This is a genomic window from Candidatus Poriferisocius sp. (assembly GCF_965219775.1).
Taxonomy (GTDB): domain Bacteria; phylum Actinomycetota; class Acidimicrobiia; order Acidimicrobiales; family Bin134; genus Poriferisocius.
The window spans coordinates 1223461-1243386 of record NZ_OZ244793.1 but is presented as its reverse complement, the minus strand read 5'-3'; the positions used below and the strand labels follow the sequence as shown (position 1 = coordinate 1243386).

The following is a 19926-nucleotide window of genomic DNA, read 5'->3' as shown; positions in this document are numbered from 1 at the left end:
GCCCACCCGCACCCCACACCACTAGTCTCCACCCGTGGCGTTGGCAGCGGTTCTCTTGGCGGGGGGCCTCATCGTGCTGGCGGTGGGGGCCGACCAGCTCGTGGTGGGGGCGTCGCGGCTGGCCTTCGCCCGGGGCATCTCCCCGATCGTGATCGGGGCCCTGGTGATCGGTTTCGGCACCAGCGCCCCCGAAATGCTGGTGTCGGGTTTGGCCGCCGCCGACGGCGACGCCGACCTGGGGGTGGGCAACATCATCGGCTCCAACGTGGCCAACCTGAGCCTGGTGCTGGGCTCCGCCGCGTTGGTGGCCGCCCTGGCCGCCGGGGGGCGGTACATACGGGTGGCCCACAGCACCCTGCAGCGGGAGGGTGCGATATCGGTGGCCGCGGCGGTGTTGTTCTGGCTGCTGGTGCAGGACGGCTTCGAGCGCTGGGAGGGCATCGTCCTGCTGGTTGCCTTCCTGGTGGCCATGGCCGTCATCTTGTGGAGACCACCCCAGGAAGCCCGCGCCGCCGAAGTCGTGCCCGCCGACAAGCCGATCAGCCAACCTGCCGAGCTGGCTCGTACCGTGCTGGGGCTGGCGGCCACGGTGGTGGGAGCCCAAATGGCGGTGGAGGGCGCGGTGGACATCGCCCTGGAGGTGGGGCTGGGTTCGGGCTTCGTGGGGCTGTCGCTGGTGGCCTTCGGCACGTCGCTGCCCGAGCTGATCACCGGGGTGCAGGCCGCCCGCCGGGGGGAGGCCGACCTGCTGGTGGGCAATATCTTGGGATCCAACACCTTCAACAGCCTGCTGGTGAGCGCGGTGGTGGCGTTTGCGGGCCCCGGCCCGCTGGTGGACGCCAACCTCTCCGGTTTGGCCGTGTGGATCATGATGGGCATCTCGGTGGGCGCCTGGCTGCTCATGTTCCGGGGCGACGGCATCGAGCGGTGGTGGGAAGGGGCGATGTTGCTGGCGGTGTATCTGGTGTCGCTGCCGTTTCTCATATCGGACCCCGAAGAACAAGCGGTGCCCACCGCCCCGGCGGTGGAGGTGTCCCAGACCGTGGGGGAGCCGGGCCCGAGGGCGTAGCCTGGGCCGGTGCGCCGGTTCTGGGTTGAGACGCTGGGGTGTCCCAAGAACCAGGTGGACTCCCACAAGCTGACCGGGCTCCTGTCGCGGGACGGCATGGTGGCCGCCACCACCCCCGAGGAGGCGGAGCTGGTGGTGGTGAACACCTGCGCCTTCATTGAGGAAGCCCGCCAGGAATCGGTGGACACCGCGCTGGCCCTGCGGGCCGCCGCCCCCGATGCCGAACTGGTGCTCACCGGGTGCATGGCCGAGCGATACGGCACCGAGCTGGCCGAGGCCCTGCCCGAGGCCGACCGGGTGGCCGGATTCGGCGTGCCGGTCAGCATCGGGGCCAAGCCGGGGCCGAGCCTGCCCGCCTTCGACCTGCTGAACCTGCCCCGACCCCCGGCGACCGCGCCGTGGGCCTACGTGAAGATCGCCGAGGGCTGCGACCGTCGCTGCGGGTACTGCGCCATTCCCAGCTTCCGGGGGCCGCAACGATCCCGCTCGCTGGAGGCCGTCGTGGCCGAAGTGGAGGCCCTCGGGGTGCGCGAGGTTGTGCTGGTGGCCCAGGACCTGGCCTCCTACGGCCGGGACCAGGGGCGCGGGGAGCGGGCCATCATCCCGTTGGTGGACGATCTCCGCCGCCGGGTCGACTGGGTGCGCCTGCTCTACCTGTACCCGTCGGACCTCACCGACCCGCTGGTCGACGCCATCTGCGCCACCGGCGTGCCCTACTTCGACCTGTCGCTGCAGCACGTGTCCCGTCCGCTTTTGGCTCGGATGCGCCGGTGGGGCGACGGCGACCGATTCTCGGCCCGCATTGCCGACATCCGGCGCCGCCGCCCCGAAGCGGTGTTCCGCTCCAACTTCATCGTGGGCTATCCGGGCGAGACCGAGGCCGACCACGATGCCCTGCTCGATTTCGTGGCCGAGGTTCGCCTCGACTGGTGCGGGTTCTTCACGTACTCGGCCGAAGCGGGCACCTACGCCACCACCTTGGACCACCAGGTGCCCGCCGAGTTGGCCGCCGAGCGCCACCGGGAACTGACCGAGTTGCAGGACGGGATCACCGCCGCCAAGCGTGACCAACTCATCGGTCGTCCCGTGGAGGTGCTGGTGGATTCGCCCGGCGTGGCGCGCAGCTTCCGGGAAGCCCCGGAGATCGACGGCATCATCTCCGTGCCCGACCATCTGCCGGTCGGACAGTTCCACACCGTGCAGGTGGTGGACGCCCAAGGTCCCGACCTGATGGCGGAGGTGGCGGCCGCGTGAGCCGGACGGTGCTGGTCAGGGGGTGTGGCCCACCCGTGAGCCGGGCAGGGACTCCGTGAGCCGGGAAACGGAGTTTTCCTGGGGTGATCTTGCCCTGGTGGCCAACCTGATCACGCTGGGGCGAATCGTGTTGTCGCCGGTGCTGTTCGTGCTGATCCTGGTGGCGGGCGACGACCACGGCACGTCGTGGGCCGTGGTGGCCGTGGGCTGGGTGTTGGGGGCCAGCGACTACTACGACGGCCGCATCGCCCGGTCGTCGGGCAGCGTCAGCCGCTGGGGCGCCTTTCTGGATCCGTTGGCCGACAAGGTGATGATCCTGGGGGCGGCCTGGTGTTTCGTGGCCGTGGGTCGGCTGTTCTGGGTGCCGGTGCTGGTCATCTCGGTGCGGGAGCTGCTGGTGAGCGCGGCTCGAACCCGGTGGGCCCGCGACGGCTTGTCGCTGCCCGCCCGCCAATCGGCCAAGCTGAAGACCCTGGTCCAAGGCGCCGCCCTGACCGTGGCCGCCCTGCCCCCCCTGGAGCCCCACGCCTGGGCGCCGTCGGTGGCCATCTGGGTGGCGGTGGCCGTGACCCTCTACTCCGGCTGGCGCTACTGGGCCGACGGCCGAGCCGGGGCCGAGGCGGCGTCTGCCCACGGAGGGGGCGAGCGGTAGCGGCCACTCGGCCCATACCGCGAGCCACCACCGGTGATCCGGCCACGGGTGGGGCAGGTGGTGGGGCCGGAGGTATAGCCTCCGGGCGTGAATTGCGAGGTCATTGCCGTGGGCACCGAGCTGTTGCTCGGCCAAATCGTCGACACCAACTCGTCGTGGATCGGCGAGCAACTGGCCACCGCCGGCATCGACTCCCACCACCAGGTGAAGGTGGGCGACAACTTCGAGCGCATGCGAACCGTCCTCAACCATGCCCTGGAGCGCAGCGACTCGGTCATCATGTGCGGCGGGTTGGGGCCCACCCAGGACGACATCACCCGCGACGTGATCGCCGCGGCCGTGGGGGTGGAGCTGGTGCGGCGCCACGACCTGGTGGACCGCATCTCCTCGGTGTTCGGGGGCCGAGGGCGGCCCATGCCGGAGAACAACCTGCGCCAGGCCGACGTGCCCGAGGGTGCCGAAGTGTTGCCGGTGATGCCGGGCACGGCCCCCGGTTTCAAGGTGGAGGCGGGCGGCAAGGCGGTGTACGCCGTGCCCGGCGTGCCCTGGGAGATGCAGCAGATGGTCGAGCAGTGCGTGCTGCCCGACCTCAAGCAGCGGGCGGGCATTACCGCGGTGATCAAGAGCCGTACCCTGCGCACCTGGGGCGACTCCGAGTCGGGCCTGGCCGAGAAGCTCCACGACGAGATCGGACGGCTCGACGAGACCGGCGAGTGCACCATTGCCTTTCTGGCCTCGGGCATGGAGGGCCTGAAGGTTCGGCTCACGGCCAAGGCCCCCAACGAGGCGGCCGCCGACGAGATTCTGGCCGCCGAGGAGCGGATCGTGCGGGGCGTGATCGGCGACGACGTTGTATTCGGGGTGGACGACCAGACCATGGAGTTCGCCGTGCTCGACGCCCTGCGCTCCCGGGGTTGGACGCTGGGTTTGGCCGAATCGCTCACCGGCGGGCTGATCGGCGCCCGGCTCACCGCCGTGCCCGGTGCCAGCGACGTGTTCCGGGGGGGCCTCATTTCCTACGCGGGCGAGGTGAAGTTCGATTTGCTGGACGTGCCCGAAGGCCCGGTGGTGAGCGAGGAGGCGGTGACGGCCATGGCTCGGGGCGCGGCCCGGTTGCTCGAGGCCAATTGCGCCATCGCCGTGACCGGGGTGGCGGGCCCCGACCCGCTCGACGGCGAGGAGCCGGGCACGGTGTGGATGGCCACCCTGGTGGACGGGGTGGTGGAGGCCAACCGGGTGAAGTTCCCCTTCGACCGGGAGCGCACCCGCCAATTCACCACCGTGTCGGTGCTCAACAACCTGCGCATCCGCGTGCTGGCCGGTCGATGATTCATCGGGAAGGAAAGACCTCAAGAGAGCGGAGCATCTGATGCCTGACGTGGTGGGGTACCGAGCCAAGATCGGCGTGATCGTGCCGTCGACCAACACCGTGGTCGAGCACGATCTGGCCCAGGTCCGCCCCGCCGGGGTGACTTTTCACAGCGGACGGTTCCTGGTGGAGGCTCCCGATCTGAGCACCGACGAGGCCTTCCTGCACTTTCTGGATCTGATCCGCCAGACCATCCCCACCGCCGTGCGCGACATCATGACCTGCGAGCCCGACCACATTCTGATGGGCATGTCGGCGGAGACGTTCTGGGGGGGCAAGGAGGGCAACGCCGCCTTCGCCGAACGGGTGCGCGACATCGCGGGCGACATCGGCATCACCTCGGGGGCCTCGGCCTGCAACGCCGCCCTCGAGAAGCTCGGCGTGTCGTCCATCGCCTGTCTCACGCCGTACCAGCCCGCGGCCGACGAGCAGGTGTACGGCTACTTCACCGAGTGCGGTTTCGACGTGAAGCGGGTACACGGCCTGCGCTGTGCCACGGCCACCTCGATTGCCGACGTGACCCCGGAAACCCTGGTGGAGGTGCTGAAGGCCCTCGACGGTGACGACATCGACGCCATCGTGCAGTGCGGCACCAACCTGTCGATGGTGGAGGTGGCCGATCAGGCGGAGCGCTGGCTGGGCAAGCCGGTGCTGGCCATCAACGCCGTCTGCTTGTGGCACGCGCTGCGCACCTTGGGCATCGACGATCAATTCACCGGCCACGGCACCATGCTGCGTGAGTTCTAGCCTTCGGGTCATCGTGGTCGGCGCCGGTCCGGTGGGGTGCGCCGCCGCCGGGATGCTGGCCGAACGCGACATCGACGTGCTCCTGCTGGAGGCGGCCCCTGATCTGCCCCGAGAGCTGCGGGCGTCCACGTTCCACCCGGCCACCCTCGACCTGATCGATCGGTTCGGCGTGGTGCCCGAAATGCTGGCCCGGGGGTTGCGGGCCCCCCGCTTCTCCTACCGCCACCGACGCACCGGGTTGGTGGCCCGCTTCGACCTCGGCATCCTGGCCGACGTCACCGACCATCCCTTCCGGTTGCAGTGCGAGCAGTACAAGTTCTGCGAGGTCATGGTCGACCGCCTGGCCCGCTCCGACAGGGTGGACATTCGCTTCGGCGCCGAGGTGGTGGGCGTTTCCCCGTCGGACGACCGGGCCACGCTGGCGTTGCGTTCCGGCGAAGAGCTGGCCGCCGATGCGGTGGTGGCCGCCGACGGTGCCGCCAGTGCGGTGCGTAAGTCGCTGGGCTTGGGGTTCGAGGGCATGACCTACGAGGACCGGTACCTGGTGGTGTCCACCCCCTTCGAGATGGCCGACCGCCTCGACGACCTGGACTACGTGAACTACATCTCCGGCCCCGACGAATGGCTGGTGCTGCTGCGCACCGTCGATCTCTGGCGGGCGCTGTTCCCCGTGGGCGACGGGGAGACCGACGCCGAGGCGTTGAGCGACGAGAGCGCCCAGCGGCGTCTGAGGGGAGTGGCGGGGGTGGACGGGCCGTTCACCGTCGCCCACCGCACGCTGTACCGGGTACACCAGCGGGTGGCCGACCGGTTCCGGGTCGGTCGGGTGGTGCTCATGGGCGACGCCGCCCACATCAACAATCCCCTGGGGGGCATGGGCATGAACGGCGGGATTCACGACGCCGTGTTGCTGGGGGCCTCGCTGGCCGGGTGGCTACGGGGCGACATCTCCGAGCAGCAACTCGACCAGCACGCCGACCTCCGCCGGACCATGGCCATCGACTACGCCATGCGCCACTCCCACCAGAACGCCCTCAGCCTGGCCGCCCCCGACCCCCACATGCGCCAACAGGCCCTGGACCGGTTGGCCGAACGGGCCGCCGATCCCCAGCAGGCCCGGGCGTACCTGCGGGACGCCGCCATGGTCTCCGCGGTGGAGGCCATGAGGCCGGCGCTGAGAGAGGCCGGCGTGGTCGGCTGACCGGCGGGCGGCCATTCGTTGACCGTGGCCCGGATTGGCCCTACCCTGCCCCAAGTTGCACGCGAACGTCGACCCCGTTGAACGGGGTCAGAATTGCGGAGGGGACGACATGTCGAGGATGAGGATCCGGCACCTGACGGCAGCCGCGGTCGTGGCCGTACTGACCGGGTTTCTGCTGGCCCCGGCGGCGGTTGCCGACCACGGGGAGGGCCACAACGGTGAGACCATGGAGCTGTCCAAGAGCGACGGCATCGCCGACGGCGAGACGGTGAGCGTGACGCTGAGCAGTTGGCTGCCGGGCAAGACCGCCACCATCGTCACCTGCTTCAACTACCCGGCGGTCGGGCCGGCGGACTGCGAGCTGAGCAACTACGGCATGCACACGGTGACCATCAGCGACGACGGCACCGCCACCAAGGACTACCCCGTGGCCGTGGTGCCCGGCCGGTGCGACGTGGACAACTCGTGCTTCGTGGTGGCCGGGGACGGGTTCGGGCCCGACGCCAACTATGCCGCCCAGGCCATCACCTTTGTTGCCGGGGCACCCCCCGAGCCCGAGCCGGCCGTGGAAGACGAGGAGCCAATGCCGGTGGCCGAGCAGCCCGACGACGCCGCTGATGACACGGCGGCGGTGGCGGCCCCCGATTCGGATGACGACGGGGACTTCGCCACCGGCCCGGTGACCGAGCCCACCCTGCCGGCGGAACTCGACCAGCCCGCACCGGATGACGCCGCTGACGACACGACTGATGACTCGGCGGCGGCCCCCGATTCGGGTGACGACGGGGACTCTGCCACCGGTCCGGTGACCGAGCCCACGAGCGAGGAACCCTCGGAGGCGGACGACGGCAGCGAGATGGCGGCCCCAGCCGCCGGCGATGACGACGGCAGTTCGGTGTGGGTGTGGCTGTTGCCGGTGATCATCGTGGTCGTGGTGGTGGCCGGGATCGGCCTGTGGTTCTTCCGGCGCCGGAGTGGTTCTGCCGCGGCGTAATGTGAAACCGCACGGGAAGCCTCACCTCGGCACAGTGAGGACGGCCGCGGCCGCAACCGCGGTGGCCGCCGTCGCCCTGGTGGGCGTGGCCTGTGGTGGTGGCAGCGAGGCCGCCCCCGAGCCCTGGGTGGTGCAGGTGGGCACCGAGGCTGCCGACACCACCTACGGCGTGGCCGCGGTGCCCGAGGGCGGGGTGGTCGTCGCCGGGATCACCAGCGGCAGCCTGGTTGGGCAGAACCAAGGCGGACGGGACGTGTTCTTGGCCCGCTATTCCCCGGAGGGCGAGTTGGCCTGGTCCCGCCAATTCGGCGGCCCGGAGAACGACTCCCCCCTGGGCGTGTCGGTGGCCCCGGACGGATCGGTGTACGTCGGAGGATTCACCGAGGGTGATCTGGCCGGACCCCATCAGGGATCGGCCGATGTGTGGCTGGCCCGGTTCGCCGCCGACGGCCAGGAGTTGTGGCGAGCCCAATTGGGCGGTGAGCAGTGGGACCGGGGCTTCGACGTGGCCGCCTTCAACGGGGGCGCCTACATAACCGGTTACACGGCCGGGGTGCTCGATCCCGGCACCGATCTCGGGGGATTCGACGGCTTCGCCGCCCGCTACGACGCCGACGGCACCCTGGAGTGGGTCCGCCAGTTCGGCACCGACGCCACCGACTGGGGCCAGGGAGCGGCGGTGGCCCCCGACGGCGGCCTCTACGTCACCGGCTACACCGAGGGCGCCCTCGGCGGGCCCGGCGCGGGCGACAAGGACGTGTTCGTGGTGCGGCTCACCCCCGACGGCGACACCGCCTGGGCGACCCAGATCGGCACCGAGGCCCTGGACTGGACCCAAGGCGTGGGGGCGGGGCCCGACGGTGGGGTGCTGGTGGCCGGCTCCACCGAGGGGTCGTTGGCCGCCGCCAACGCGGGCGGGCGGGACATGGTGGTCATCTCCCTGGACGCCGGCGGAACCGAGCAATGGCGGTGGCAGGCGGGCACCCCCGGCGAGGACACCGCCTTCGAAGTCCGCCGGGTGGGCGACCGCATCGCCGTGACCGGCAGCGTCGGCGGCGCCCTGGGTGCTGCGGCACCCTCCGGGGGCAAGGACGCCGTGGTGGTGTGGCTCAACCGGGACGGCACCACCGCGCGGATCGACCAGTTCGGCACCGAGGCCGATGACGACGCCACCGGCTTGGACGCCGCCTGGGATTCCGGCGACGACGAGGCCGTGTACTGGAGCGGGCACACCTTCGGCTCGCTGTCGGGGGCGGGCGCCGGGGCGTCCGATCTGGTGTTCGGCCGCAGGCTGTTCCCGGGGTCGGGCTGACGTGAGGGTCGACAGCGTGGTTCACGGGGCCCGATGGCCGTCGGGCGGATCGGACCGAGATGGGCGCTGAGAGCCCCGGTCGGGCCACCGGGGAGCTCCTGGTGGAGGACATGACCGATGCGGAGCGGGGGCGGGCCCTCCGGGTCGACTCGGTGCTGGGGTCGCTGGCCGAGCGGGCCGAAGAGGCTGACCGCACCGGGCAGTTCCCCCTGGAGCACGTGCGGACCATTTCCGACGCGGGCCTGCTGGGGCTGACCGTACCGGTGGCCTACGGAGGGCTGGGCGGTGGCCTGCGCGACCTGGCCGCGGCCACCTTCGCCATGGGAACGGCCTGTGCGTCGACCGCCCTGGCCTACTTCTTCCAGTGCAGCGGATCGTCACGAGGGCTGTTGCCGCTGGATGCCGTCGATGCCGGGCTGTTCGCCGACGACGAGGTGCCCGTCGTGCGGGCTTTCGGGGAGAAGGTGCTGCGGCGGATGGGGGCCGAGGGGCGTTGGGTGGCCAACTTCGCCAGCGAGTCGGTCCGCTCCAAGAGCGCGGCCGTTACCATCGCCACCGAGGCCACCCGCACCGAGGGCGGCTGGAGGCTCAACGGGGTCAAGTCGTTCGGCTGCGCCACCGGGGTGGCCGACGACTACCTGGTGACCGCCAAGCTCGACACCGGCAACACCGCCGAGCACCTGGTCGTGTTCCTGGTGCCCCGCACCACGCCCGGGGTCGCCGACCGCACCAAGTGGGACGCCATCGGCATGCGGGCCAGCGCCACCCACGGCATCGTGCTGGACGACGCCTTTGTGCCCGACGAGAACGCCCTGGCCGTGCCCGGTGTGTTCATGAAGATGACCCAGGTGAGCCGGGGCAGCTTCGTGGGAAACCAGGTGGCCCTGTCCTGTGTGTACCTGGGCGCCGCCCAGGCGGTGTACGACTACGCCCTGGGGTTCTTGACCACCACCACCTACCACGACTCCGACGAGCCCATCGGCGGCAGCGACGTCCACCGCCAGCTCATCGGCAAGATGCGGGCCCACCTGGACACGGCCTACCTGTGGGCCCGTCGACAGATCGCTCTGGAGTCCACCGATCCGCCCGTCATCCCCAAGGACGACGTGGTGGCCAACTGGCGCATCGCCAAGGGGGAGATCGCCGACAACTGCTTCAATGTGGCGGTGCACGCGCTCAAGGCCTGCGGCACCGGCAACACCGGGATGCAGGGACCCATCTCCCGGGCGTTGCGCGACCTGTCGATGGGATTGGTGCAGGGCTTTCCCGCCGAGCGGGGCCGGCTGGAGGCCGCCGCCTACCACGTGTTCGGGAAAGAGGGCGAGCAATTCGCCACCGCGGGCCCCCAGGGTGCGCAAGGGCGGGGGCGATGAACCGGCTGCGATCCCGTCCGTGGTTCTTCCCGGTGCTCGGGGCGGCGTTGTACTTGACCGGGATGAACGACGAGCTACTGCACATCGTGGGCGATGCCTGGCTGGAGCTGGGGCGCTGGGTGCAGACCGCGGTGGTGCTGGCCCTGTTGGCGTTGATCGCCTACTTCACGCTGGACGCGCTCAACCGCCGCCGTTCGGCCTACCGATCGGCGCTTCGTGCAGCCGACAAGCAATCGCAATAGTCCAGCAAACGCAAGAGTGAGGTGACCCATGGAGACTGCTGAGAACCCCGGACCTGGGACGACGTTCCGACCCTTCGGGCCGGCAACCAGCCGACCGTCACCCCGAAACCGGCGGTGGATGCGACGGGCAACCATCCTCCTGGTGGTACCCGCCCTGTTCGCGGCGGCGTGCGGGTCGTCGGGCGGGGACGAGGGCGCGCCCGAACCGGCGGTGTCCACGCCCACCCAAGGCGCAGCCGATGGAGCCGAACCGGCCGCCGACGAACCTCCCGCCGGCGAGCCCGGTTCCGATGAACCTGCTGCCGGGGATACTGCCGGCGGGGAGGCGGGGCCCGTCCCCGCCGGACCCGACACCCCCGGCGTCTCCGACGACACCGTGACCCTCTCGTTCATCATCACCGACACCTCGGCGGTGGCGGCCGCCTTCGGCTGGGAAACCCCCGACGAGGGCGACCGGGAGGCCCAGCTGGACGCCCTGGTCGAGCACTTCAATGCCACCGGCGGCTTGGCCGGCCGCCAGATCGAGGCCAAGTCCATCGTGTTCAACGCCATCACCGACGGTCCGGTGGCCGAAGAAGCACTGTGCAACACCATCACCCAGGACCACAAGGCCTTCGCCGTGGTGCTGACCGGGCAATTGCAGGAGAACGCCCGCCCCTGTTACCGCAACGCCAACACCCTCATGTTCGACGCCACCCTCTACCCGGTGGACAACGCCGGGTTCGAGGCCCTGGCCCCCTACTACTGGTCACCGCTGTTGCCGTCCTACGACGACCTGGTGAGCGGGCTGGCCGCCGGGCTTATCGCCGACGGCTGGTTCGACGGGGCCACCATCGGGGTCATCGCCATCGAGTCCGACCTGGGTCAGCGGGTCTACGAGGAGCAGTTCCTGCCCCGGTTGGCCGACGCGGGCGTGGAGGTGGCCTCCTACAACACCATCGATCCCACCGACGGCACCTCCTTCAACAACGACCAGCTTCAGGCCATCATCAACTTCAAGGAGGCCGGGGTCGACAAGGTGGTGGCCATCGGCGGATCCCGGCTGGTGTCCTGGTTCATCGACACCAGCATCACCCAGAACTTCGCCCCCGCCTACGCGGTGTCCAGCTACGACGCCCCGGAGTTCAACGTGTTCAACTACCCCGAGATGATGGCCGGGGCCAGTGGCATCAGCGTGTTGCCCGGCTACGACGTGGAGGACGACCAGTACGCCTTCCCGGCGGGCGACGCCGAACAGGAGTGCGCCGACATCTTCGCCGCCGCCGGGCTGGAGTTCCAGGAGCGGGCCAACATCCGCACCGGCCTCATGTTCTGCGACGTGTTCCGCCTGCTGCGGGCGGCCTCGCCCCACCTCACTGAACTGAGCGCCCAAGGGGTGACCGAGGCGGTGTGGACCTTGGGGGACGGCTTCCAGCCGGCCTCGGTCTACGGGGTGGAGTTCCACGAGGGCAGCTACGCCGGTGGCGATCTGTTCCGGCGCTTCCGTTTCGACCCGGAGTGCCAGTGCATGGCGCTGTCGGGTGACCCGCTGGACTTCGACGGCTGATCTGCCGATGTGCTTCCCGGCATGACTGAGGATCACGCGGCCGGGATGTCCCCGCGGGGGTTGGGGGCAATGGCCGTCCAGGCGGCCGCGCTGGCCTCGCCCATCCCGGTGCTGCTGTTCCTGCGGGCCGACATCGCCCACCGGCTCGGCCGATCCGGGAACCTCACCGGGGAGCTTGCCGTCTTGGGCGGGATAGCGGTGGTGGCCGCCTTGGGGGTGCCCCGGCTGCGCAACACGCTGCCCGCCGGTGCCGGTTGGGTGCTGGGCGGTGTGCTGGCCACCGTGGGGCTGGCCTTGATGGCCGGTGCGGGCCGGACCTCCACGTTCGTGGTCGGAACGGCGCTTTTGGGCGTCGGCGCGGCTCCGGCGCTGGTCACCCATCGAGTGGTCCTGGCCGTCGACGGCCACCAAGGGGCTCGATTCCGCAGGCTGTCGTGGTACTGGGCCGGGGTCTCGGCCGGTGCCGCCTGGCCTCTGGTGATCGGCATCTTCGGCTCGGTGGCCGACGATCACCTTCTGTGGGCCTGCACCGGGCTGATGGCCGCGGCCACGGTGTTGACGGCGCCTCGTGGATTGGCCCACGACGACGACGTGAACGTGGAGCGATCCGTGGCCCGCACCGATGTGCCCTGGGCCCGACGGTCGTACGCGGCGGCCGCCACCGTCGGCGCCGTGGTGATCGGCGGTGCGGTGCCCGCCCAGTCGTTGCTGGAGGGGGAGTGGCAGCGCAGCGACGCCCAGACGGCTGCCGTGCTGGCCGTGGGGGTGGTGGCTGCCGCCCTGATCAGCGCGCTCGGCCCCTGGTACCACCGGCTGCACCGGCTGAGGGGTGATCGCCGGGCCGATGCGGTGGGCACCCAGTTCCTATTGGCCGGCGCGCTGGTGGCGCTGGGAGGGGTCTCGTTCACCTACATCGGGCTGATCGTCTGCTGGGGGGTGGCCGGGGGCGCCGTCGCCTTGGCCGCCGCGGGCACCGATGCCGCCGTGTTCCCCACGGTGGCCCCGTCCCTTCGCCGGGCGGTGGCCGCCCGCCAGGTGCTGTGGGCCGGCATCGGGGCGTTTGGGGCGGTGGCGATCAATGCCTGGGTGATCGGCGGCTGGTCGGATCAGTGGCGGATCGCCTGGACCGGGCTGCCGCTGGTGGCCGTCGGCTGGGCTGTGCGGCGGTTCGCCGCCTCGGCCCGTGACGCCGAGCTGGACACCACCCGGTTGGACGCCACCACCGTGCCCCGCCGGGTCTACGAGCACGCCGGGGCAGACCAACCGCCGGTGCTGTCGGTGGAGGAGGTGTCGGTGGCCTACGGGCCGGTGCAGGTGCTGTTCGACGTGGACGTGCGGGTGGATGACGGCACGGTGGTGGCCCTGCTGGGGACCAACGGGGCGGGCAAGACCACGCTGTTGCGGGCCGTGTCGGGGCTGGAGCCCACCATCGGTGGCCGCATCGTCTACGCCGGGCTGGACGTCACCAACACCCGCCCCACCTGGCGGGTGGGAATGGGCCTGCACCAGGTGGTGGGCGGTCACGCGGTGGTGGACTCCCTCACCGTGGACGAGAACCTCCGGCTGTTCGCCCACGGCCTGTCGGGGTCGCGCCGCACCGAGGGGATCGCCGAGGCCCTCGAATTGTTCCCCCGACTGGCCGAGCGGGCCGGCCAGCGGGCGGCCACCCTGTCGGGGGGCGAGAAGCAGATGCTGGCCTTGGCCAAGGCAGTGATGGTGCCCCCTCGCCTGCTGTTGATCGACGAGTTCTCCCTCGGGCTGGCCCCTTCGGTCATCGCCGATCTGCTGCCGGTGTTGCGGGGCATCGCCGAGGGCGGCGCCTCGGTGCTGCTGGTGGAGCAGTCGGCCAACATCGCCTTGTCGGTCGCCGATCAGGTGTACGTGATGCAAAAGGGCAGCATCGTCCACTCGGGCCCGGCCCGCGATGCGCGCGACCGGCCCGACCTGTTGCAGGCCGCCTACCTCACCGGGGTGGCTCAAGCCCCCGCCCCGAGCCCCTGGCCGTCCGCCATGGGTTCGTTCGACGTGTCCCCACAACCACCAACCGGCAAACCGCCAATCGGGTAGGCAGCGCGCCATGGGTTCGTTCGATGTGTCGCTGCCGCTGCTGCTCCTTGGCACCATCTTCGGGATGGGGTACGGGCTGTTGGGCATCGGGCTGGTGTTGGCCTACCGGTCCAGCGGCTTCATCAACTTCGCCCACGGCTCGGTGGGCTTGGTCGTGGCCGCCATGATGGCGGTGGTGGTCGACGGGTACGGCGTCCCCTACTGGTTGGGGTTCGTCGGGGCGGTGATCGCCGCCGCGCTGCTGTCGGCCGGCCTGGAGGCCTTCGTGGTCCGCAAGCTGGCCCACGCACCCCGGGTGTTGTCGATGGTGGCCACCCTGGGCGTGGCCGAGGCCCTGTTGCTGTTGGCCTTGTCGTTCTCCAAGGGCGGTCTGGGTGGAGGCCGCTTCCCCCAGCCCCCCGGCTTCCCCCGGTTCGATCTGACCGTGTTCGTGTCGCCGTCGGCGTCGGCCCTGTTGATCCTCTCGCCGGTGGTGGTGGCGGCGCTGTCGATCTTCTGGATGCGCAGCCGGTACGGCCTGGCCATCCGGGGGGCGGCCGCCAACCCCGATTCGGCCACCCTGGCCGGTGTCGATCCCCGGCACATGGCGATGCTGTCGTGGGCCTTGGCCGGGGCCCTGGCCGCCTTCGCCGCCATGTTGATCATTCCCAACCAGTCCACCGTCACCGCCGACGCCCTCGGCCCCGACTTCATCATCCGGGGCTTGGCGGTGGCCGCGGTGGCCGGCTTCGCCAACCTGCCCCTGGCGCTGGGCGCCGGTCTGGGCATCGGCCTGATCGAGCAGATCCTGGCCACCAACACCGAGGCCACCGGCTGGTTCGAGGTGGTGCTGTTCGGGTTGATCCTGGTGGGGGTGGCTCGTCGGGGGCGCCTGGGCGCCATCGCCACCGAGAGCTGGGCCGTGTTGGCCCCCGACCGCCGACTGCCCGATGCCTACCGGGACGTGTGGCTGATCCGCAAACTCGGCGGGGTCATCGGCGCGGTGGCGCTGGCGGTGGCCGCCCTGGCCCCGCTGTGGATCACCAACCGCTCAGCGTTCGTGCTGTCGACCATCGCGGCTTTCGCCGTCATCGGGATCTCGGTGAGCTTCCTCACCGGGGTGGCGGGGCAGCTCTCCCTGGGGCAGGTGGCGTTTGCCGCCATCGGGGCGGTCGCCGGGGTGCGGGTGGCCACCGGTACCGGCAGCATGGTGCTCGGCCTGCTGGCGGGGGGTGCGGTGGGGGCGGCCACCTCGGCGGTGGTGGGGTGGCCCGCCATGCGAATCAAAGGGGTGCTTCCTGCGGTGGCCACGCTGGCCTTCGCCCTGGCCACCTTCAGTTGGCTGCTGCGCGAGGACTGGGCCTTCGGCACCGGCTTGTCCTCCCGCCCGGTGAGCATTGTCGGGATCGACCTGCTCACCTCCCGGGCCTTCTACTACGTGGGGTTGACCGTGCTGGCCGGGGTGTTGGCCGGGGCCGGACTGTTGCGCCGGTCCTCCTTCGGACGCTCCCTGGTGGCGGTGCGTGACAACGAGGCCGCCTCCCGGGTGTTGCAGATTTCCCCACGAGGGTTGCTGCTGCGGGCTTACGGGGTGGCCGGGTTCGTGGCCGGGGTGGGAGGGGTGGTGCTGGCCATGAGCAATACGTTTGTCTCCCGCAGCATCTTCACCCCGTCCGACAGCATCAATGTGGTGTCGCTGGCCGTCATCGGCGGGCTCTCCGAGCTGACCGGTCCGCTGTTGGGCGCGGCCTATCTGATCGGCGCCCGGGAGTTCTTCGACCTGGAGCTGTCGGCGCTGGCCGGCCTCAACGCCGCCTGGCTGATTCTGATTCTGGAACAACCCCGGGGCATTCACGGCTTGTTGGCCTCCACCCGCCGCAACGTGATCGACCAGATCGCCCGATGGCGAGGGGTCGACCCGGCGGCCGCCGCCCCGACGGCACAGGGCCCATCGGACCAGCCGATGCTTCTCCCCGTGGCCACCCGAACCGACTCCGGTCGCTCGGAAGTAACTGAGCAACAGCCGCACGAACCGGTTCTGCTGGACGTTCAGGGTCTGACCAAGCGATTCGGCGACCTGGTGGCGGTCAACGAGGTGTCCTTCCGGGTGGAACCGGGGGAGACGCTGGGACTCATCGGCCCCAACGGGGCGGGCAAGACCACCTTGTTCGAGTTGGTCAGCGGGTATCTCCGCCCCGACGCCGGCACGGTGGCGTTCGCCGGCGCGGATGTCACCCGCTTGGCCCCGGAGGCCCGCAGCCGTCGGGGGATGGTGCGGTCGTTTCAGAACGCCTCGCTCTTTCCCACGCTCACGCCTCGTGACGTGTTGGGCTTGGCCCACCAGCGGGCCGCCGGGCGAAGCCTGGTGTTGGCCGGATCGGCCGTCGAGCGCCGGATCGAGGCCGAGGCCCGGCAGGGGCTGGCGGCCTTCGGCCTGCAGGAGGTGGCCGATCAGCCCATCAGCACGCTGTCCACCGGCACCCGGCGCATCGTCGAGCTGGCCGCCAACGTGGCCTTGCGCCCCCGGCTGCTGCTGCTCGACGAGCCCTCCGCCGGGCTGGCCCAGGCCGAGACGGAGGCTTTGGCCGAGGTGATCGCCGGGTTGCGGGAGGCCCACGGGATCACCCTGGTGGTGATCGAACACGACATGCCGCTGTTGGCGTCGGTGTGCAACCGCATGATCGCCCTGGAGGTGGGCGAGGTCATCGCCGAGGGAACCCCCGCCGAGGTACAGGCCCATCCCGCGGTGGTACGCAGCTACCTGGGCGACGACCCCGCCGCCATCGCCCGCAGCGGCACCGCGCCCCAAAGCCCCTAGGAGTCAGGTCAGGGCAAGTCCGCGAAGAGGTCTCGCTTGCGGAAGGCGGCGGTCATGAAGCGGGCGGTGGCCTTGCGGCGGGTCAGCCACACCACCCGGGCCCCCGACTTGTCGGTGGCCAGCATGTGGTCGGCCAGCCACGGGGTCACGGTGTGGACGTGGTCGCCGAGGATGTTGAAGATCTTCTTGGACTTCTCCCACTGCGCGGAGGTCAGGTCGTAGTCGCCGGTCAGAAGGTCGGTGACCACGATGCCGGGTGAGACGGTGCAGATCTGCACCGGGGTGCCGTCCACGTCCTTGCGCAACGCCCGCTGCAGGTAGCGGACGGCCCGCTTGGTGGACCCGTAGGCGGCCATGCCGGGCTGGGTGGCCCCGTCGGAGCCGAAACCCTCGGTGTTCCACACCTGGCCGTGCCCCTGCTCCACCATGTTGGCGATGGCGACCTTGCTGGCCAGCAGCGTGCCGGTCAGGTTGGTGGCCACCAGAGCGGCCAGGTCCTCGTCGCGCTGTTGCCACAGGGGCTTGCGTTCGATGCTGACGCCGGCGTTGTTGATCCACAGGTCGACCCCACCGAAGGCCTGGACGGCTTGGTCCCACAGGCCCTGGAGTTGTTCGGGCTCGGTGATGTCGCACGCCACCCCGCACACGTTGGAGTCGCCGTAGTACTGGCCCAGATCGGCGGTTACCGCGGCGACCGCGTCCGGCGACCGCCCGCTGACGGCCACCCGGCCGCCTCGCTTCAGGAACTCCCGGGCCAACCCGTTGCCGATCCCCCGAGTACTGCCGGTGATGACGATTCGGGGGTTGATGGCGGATGTCATACAGGCGCCCCTCCTTTTCTTCCTTCTCGTCCATCTCGGAACTCGGAGCCCATGCCAACAGTCTTGCCGGTCATTTTCGGGCCCAACGTCCGATGAGGTGGTGTTCCCGGTGGCGCTCGAAGGTTAGGTCGTCGGTTCGTCCGAGGGCTTGGCCGATGAAGTCGGCGATGAGGTCACCGAGCAGGACGCGCCCGGCCGGGTCGGCGTGCTCGGTGTCGGGCTCCAGGAAACTCCGACCGCTGGTGGTGTCCACCGGGTCACAGATGGCGAAGTGCCCGGCCCCGGCCAACTCCACGAGCCACGAGTCCTGCTGATCCCGGCTCACGGCCTCGCTGAACGTGCGGCCCACCGGATCGTGGGCGGCGGGCTCGGCGTGGTCGGGGTCCGGGGTCGTTGCATCGCCTTCGGGTGTACCCGAGCGTGGGGAGCCGCCGTCGGGGCGGTAGCGGTCCCGGCTGGCGGCGATCACCCGGTCGTCGGCCCCGGCCAACAGCAGCACCGGCACCTGGGCCGGCACCGGGAGCACCGCGGCCTCGCCGTGGCCCAGCGCGGCCGACGTCATGGTGTGGCCCCCGTAGGCGAACACCGCCCGCAAGCCGGGGATCCAGGCCGGGGTGCTGTTGTGCAGGGCCACCGTGCCCCCGGCGGAATGGCCGCCCACCACCACCCGGTCGAGGTCCAGGCGCCCGGCCACCGGCTCGTCGCCGCCCTGCAGTTCGCCGAGGCCGGCCAAGAGAGGCCCCACCGCGGTGGCCGAGCACCGGGTTCCGGCCACGCCGGGGGCCAGGGCGGCCAGGTCCAGGCCAGGGGTGATACCGCGGCCCGCGGGGCCGAGTTCCCCGACGGCGGCGTAGGTCACCGCACAGAGCCCGTCGGCCACCAACCGGCGGGCCAGCCACCGGTAGCAGTCCGGGGCGATGTTGATGCCCGGCATGATGATCACCACCGGCCACGGTGGGCTCCACGGGCCGTCGTCCTGGGCGGGCAGCCGCCCGGTCAGCCGGGCCTCGTCCAACCGGCGATCGTCTCCCGGATAGTAGAGCGTGGCCACCGCGGGGGTGCGAGGCTGGAACTCGAAGGCAAAGTGGACGGCTCGAACCATCATGGCCCGGCCTCCGGGCCGCGGTCCCAGCCGTCAGCAGGGGCCGTCATCGTGGCCGAGACCCTGGACTCTGAGCGGAAGATAATGGCTGAGACCCTAAGCTCTCGGGCGTGAGCGATTCCAGAGACTACGGGCCGGCCTCCCCCCGGCCCTACCAGTGCTTCATGGGTCAGTGGGAGGGGCTGTGCAAGAGCTTCAGCCCGGCGGGGGAGTTCCTGGAGTCCAGCGCCGTCCACATGGACGTGTACTGGCTCGACGACCGCACCTGGCACCTGCACGAGCACTTCGAGAACCTCTACGGGGTGGGGGAGACCGTGTTCGACACCCCGATCCAGGTGGAGGGCAAGCGCTGCTTCGCCGACAGCGAGCAGATCAGCCTGGAGGGCACCGAACTCACCCCCTACAACTACGTGTTCACCATCGATAGCCGGGTGAGCAACAACATCGTCTACAACAACCACTACTTCTTGGATCCGGACACCCGCCGCATCATCACCCACAAGGTGCGAGAAGCCCAGACGAGCTTGTTCCAGATCCAGGACTTCGTGCGGGTGGCCCGGCCATGATCGTGCAGGCCGCCGCCGAGGGCGATGCCCACTTCGTGATCGCCATGCACCAGCACACCGCCTTTGCCGGGCAGTTGGCCGCCCACTTCGGCAACGAGGAGTTCGCCGGGTTGGTTCCCGCCGAGCCCATGCAGTTCATCGTGGACCACCACGACCAGGGCTGGGCCGACCTCGACGCCGAGGCCCCCCAGGATCCCGACACCGGGCTTCCCTACAACCTGACGGCCACCCCCCTGCGGGAGATCGTGGCCACCTCGGCGGGCTCCCCGGCCTTCAACGAGGCTCACCACCCCTTCAGCGGGCTGATCTCCTCGATGCACACCTACGGCCTCTACTGCGGCCGCTACGGCCTGAGCGACAAGATCTTCCTCGACGTCATCCCCCCCGAGCTGCGCCCCGACGTGGACGCCATGCTGCGGGGGGAAGAGGAGCGTCAGGATCGCCTGAAGGCCGAGATCGCCGCCGGCCACCCGGACCACGCCGTCGACGAGTTCGTGTTCCACGCCTACAAGCAATTGCAGTTCTTCGACACGCTGTCGTTGTACATGCACCTGCAGCCCGAGGGTCGGCGGGGCGAGTCCACGTTTCCCAACGTGCCCCGCCAGGTGGGCGACGACGTGGCCGTCGCGGTCACCGAGCGTCCGGGGGCGGTGTATCAGGTGGACCCCTACCCCTTCGCCGTGGACGACCTGGTATTGACCACCGAGGGGCGCTACCTCACCCCCCAGCCGCCGGGCACCGACCTGGGCGCCCGCCTGGCCGACACCCCCGTGGAGACCCAGGCGGTGCGTCTGGTCGCCGCGTGAGCGGGGGC

General features: G+C 70.5%; 17 protein-coding genes. 15 read left to right on the top strand and 2 right to left on the bottom strand.

The genetic code is table 11. The features are described 5' to 3' along the window. Positions 1-34 precede the first annotated feature (34 nt). The 13 genes from ACOQPQ_RS05710 to ACOQPQ_RS05650 all read left to right on the top strand — a co-directional run bounded on the left by ACOQPQ_RS05710 (position 35) and on the right by ACOQPQ_RS05650 (position 16623). The gene (locus ACOQPQ_RS05710) at positions 35-1069 is read left to right on the top strand and encodes a sodium:calcium antiporter (protein WP_420638478.1); all 1035 of its coding nucleotides are present in this window, start codon (positions 35-37) and stop codon (positions 1067-1069) included. A gap of 9 nt (positions 1070-1078) precedes the next feature. Continuing rightward, positions 1079-2323 carry a 30S ribosomal protein S12 methylthiotransferase RimO gene (gene rimO / locus ACOQPQ_RS05705; RefSeq protein ID WP_420638477.1) on the top strand — a complete coding sequence of 415 codons (1245 nt, stop codon included), beginning with the start codon at positions 1079-1081 and terminating at the stop codon, positions 2321-2323. Between the two features lie 55 nt (positions 2324-2378). Then, a complete protein-coding gene (locus ACOQPQ_RS05700) occupies positions 2379-2975 on the top strand; it encodes a CDP-alcohol phosphatidyltransferase family protein (protein ID WP_420638476.1) in 597 nt (198 codons plus the stop codon). 87 nt (positions 2976-3062) lie between these two features. Further along, complete coding sequence (locus tag ACOQPQ_RS05695) at positions 3063-4304, top strand: competence/damage-inducible protein A (protein WP_420638475.1); 1242 nt, start codon at positions 3063-3065, stop codon at positions 4302-4304. 40 nt (positions 4305-4344) lie between these two features. Continuing rightward, entirely contained in the window at positions 4345-5091 is a 747-nt protein-coding gene (locus ACOQPQ_RS05690; RefSeq protein WP_420638474.1) for a maleate cis-trans isomerase family protein, read from the top strand. Continuing rightward, positions 5081-6292, top strand: coding sequence for an FAD-dependent oxidoreductase (locus tag ACOQPQ_RS05685; RefSeq protein WP_420638473.1), 1212 nt, complete (start codon positions 5081-5083; stop codon positions 6290-6292). Before ACOQPQ_RS05690 ends, ACOQPQ_RS05685 begins: the two co-directional genes overlap by 11 nt. A 109-nt stretch (positions 6293-6401) precedes the next feature. Beyond that, entirely contained in the window at positions 6402-7286 is an 885-nt protein-coding gene (locus ACOQPQ_RS05680; protein ID WP_420638472.1) for a hypothetical protein, read from the top strand. 34 nt (positions 7287-7320) lie between these two features. Continuing rightward, positions 7321-8598 (top strand): SBBP repeat-containing protein, encoded by a 1278-nt coding sequence (locus ACOQPQ_RS05675; protein WP_420638471.1) that lies wholly within the window; start codon positions 7321-7323, stop codon positions 8596-8598. Between the two features lie 59 nt (positions 8599-8657). After that, complete coding sequence (locus tag ACOQPQ_RS05670) at positions 8658-9971, top strand: acyl-CoA dehydrogenase family protein (RefSeq protein WP_420638470.1); 1314 nt, start codon at positions 8658-8660, stop codon at positions 9969-9971. After that, the gene (locus ACOQPQ_RS05665; protein ID WP_420638469.1) at positions 9968-10213 is read left to right on the top strand and encodes a hypothetical protein; all 246 of its coding nucleotides are present in this window, start codon (positions 9968-9970) and stop codon (positions 10211-10213) included. Before ACOQPQ_RS05670 ends, ACOQPQ_RS05665 begins: the two co-directional genes overlap by 4 nt. Before the next feature lie 118 nt (positions 10214-10331). Continuing rightward, the gene (locus ACOQPQ_RS05660; RefSeq protein ID WP_420638468.1) at positions 10332-11759 is read left to right on the top strand and encodes a hypothetical protein; all 1428 of its coding nucleotides are present in this window, start codon (positions 10332-10334) and stop codon (positions 11757-11759) included. Between the two features lie 21 nt (positions 11760-11780). After that, the gene (locus tag ACOQPQ_RS05655; protein WP_420638467.1) at positions 11781-13826 is read left to right on the top strand and encodes an ATP-binding cassette domain-containing protein; all 2046 of its coding nucleotides are present in this window, start codon (positions 11781-11783) and stop codon (positions 13824-13826) included. 10 nt (positions 13827-13836) lie between these two features. Next, on the top strand, positions 13837-16623 hold the full coding sequence (locus tag ACOQPQ_RS05650) for an ABC transporter permease subunit (protein WP_420638466.1): 2787 nt from the start codon (positions 13837-13839) through the stop codon (positions 16621-16623). Between the two features lie 8 nt (positions 16624-16631). Here ACOQPQ_RS05650 and ACOQPQ_RS05645 read toward each other — a convergent pair whose 3' ends face one another. Both ACOQPQ_RS05645 and ACOQPQ_RS05640 read right to left on the bottom strand, forming a co-directional pair. After that, positions 16632-17444 (bottom strand): SDR family NAD(P)-dependent oxidoreductase, encoded by an 813-nt coding sequence (locus ACOQPQ_RS05645; RefSeq protein ID WP_420638465.1) that lies wholly within the window; start codon positions 17442-17444, stop codon positions 16632-16634. A 70-nt stretch (positions 17445-17514) separates the two neighbouring features. After that, positions 17515-18549 carry a hypothetical protein gene (locus ACOQPQ_RS05640; protein ID WP_420638464.1) on the bottom strand — a complete coding sequence of 345 codons (1035 nt, stop codon included), beginning with the start codon at positions 18547-18549 and terminating at the stop codon, positions 17515-17517. A gap of 107 nt (positions 18550-18656) precedes the next feature. Here ACOQPQ_RS05640 and ACOQPQ_RS05635 point away from each other — a divergent pair, with 107 nt between their 5' ends. After that, positions 18657-19112, top strand: coding sequence for a hypothetical protein (locus tag ACOQPQ_RS05635; RefSeq protein WP_420638463.1), 456 nt, complete (start codon positions 18657-18659; stop codon positions 19110-19112). Then, positions 19109-19918, top strand: coding sequence for a DUF3891 family protein (locus ACOQPQ_RS05630; protein WP_420638462.1), 810 nt, complete (start codon positions 19109-19111; stop codon positions 19916-19918). The genes ACOQPQ_RS05635 and ACOQPQ_RS05630 overlap by 4 nt, the downstream gene beginning before the upstream one ends. Positions 19919-19926 lie beyond the last annotated feature (8 nt).

Bases quoted from the DNA above. Each gene is read 5' to 3' on its own strand.
- ACOQPQ_RS05640 (WP_420638464.1), bottom strand. From the start codon at position 18,549: ATGATGGTTCGAGCCGTCCACTTTGCCTTCGAGTTCCAGCCTCGCACC.
- ACOQPQ_RS05690 (WP_420638474.1), top strand. From the start codon at position 4,345: ATGCCTGACGTGGTGGGGTACCGAGCCAAGATCGGCGTGATCGTGCCG.
- ACOQPQ_RS05665 (WP_420638469.1), top strand. From the start codon at position 9,968: ATGAACCGGCTGCGATCCCGTCCGTGGTTCTTCCCGGTGCTCGGGGCG.
- ACOQPQ_RS05645 (WP_420638465.1), bottom strand. From the start codon at position 17,444: ATGACATCCGCCATCAACCCCCGAATCGTCATCACCGGCAGTACTCGG.
- ACOQPQ_RS05630 (WP_420638462.1), top strand. From the start codon at position 19,109: ATGATCGTGCAGGCCGCCGCCGAGGGCGATGCCCACTTCGTGATCGCC.
- ACOQPQ_RS05650 (WP_420638466.1), top strand. From the start codon at position 13,837: ATGGGTTCGTTCGATGTGTCGCTGCCGCTGCTGCTCCTTGGCACCATC.
- ACOQPQ_RS05670 (WP_420638470.1), top strand. From the start codon at position 8,658: ATGGGCGCTGAGAGCCCCGGTCGGGCCACCGGGGAGCTCCTGGTGGAG.
- ACOQPQ_RS05660 (WP_420638468.1), top strand. From the start codon at position 10,332: ATGCGACGGGCAACCATCCTCCTGGTGGTACCCGCCCTGTTCGCGGCG.
- ACOQPQ_RS05655 (WP_420638467.1), top strand. From the start codon at position 11,781: ATGACTGAGGATCACGCGGCCGGGATGTCCCCGCGGGGGTTGGGGGCA.
- ACOQPQ_RS05680 (WP_420638472.1), top strand. From the start codon at position 6,402: ATGTCGAGGATGAGGATCCGGCACCTGACGGCAGCCGCGGTCGTGGCC.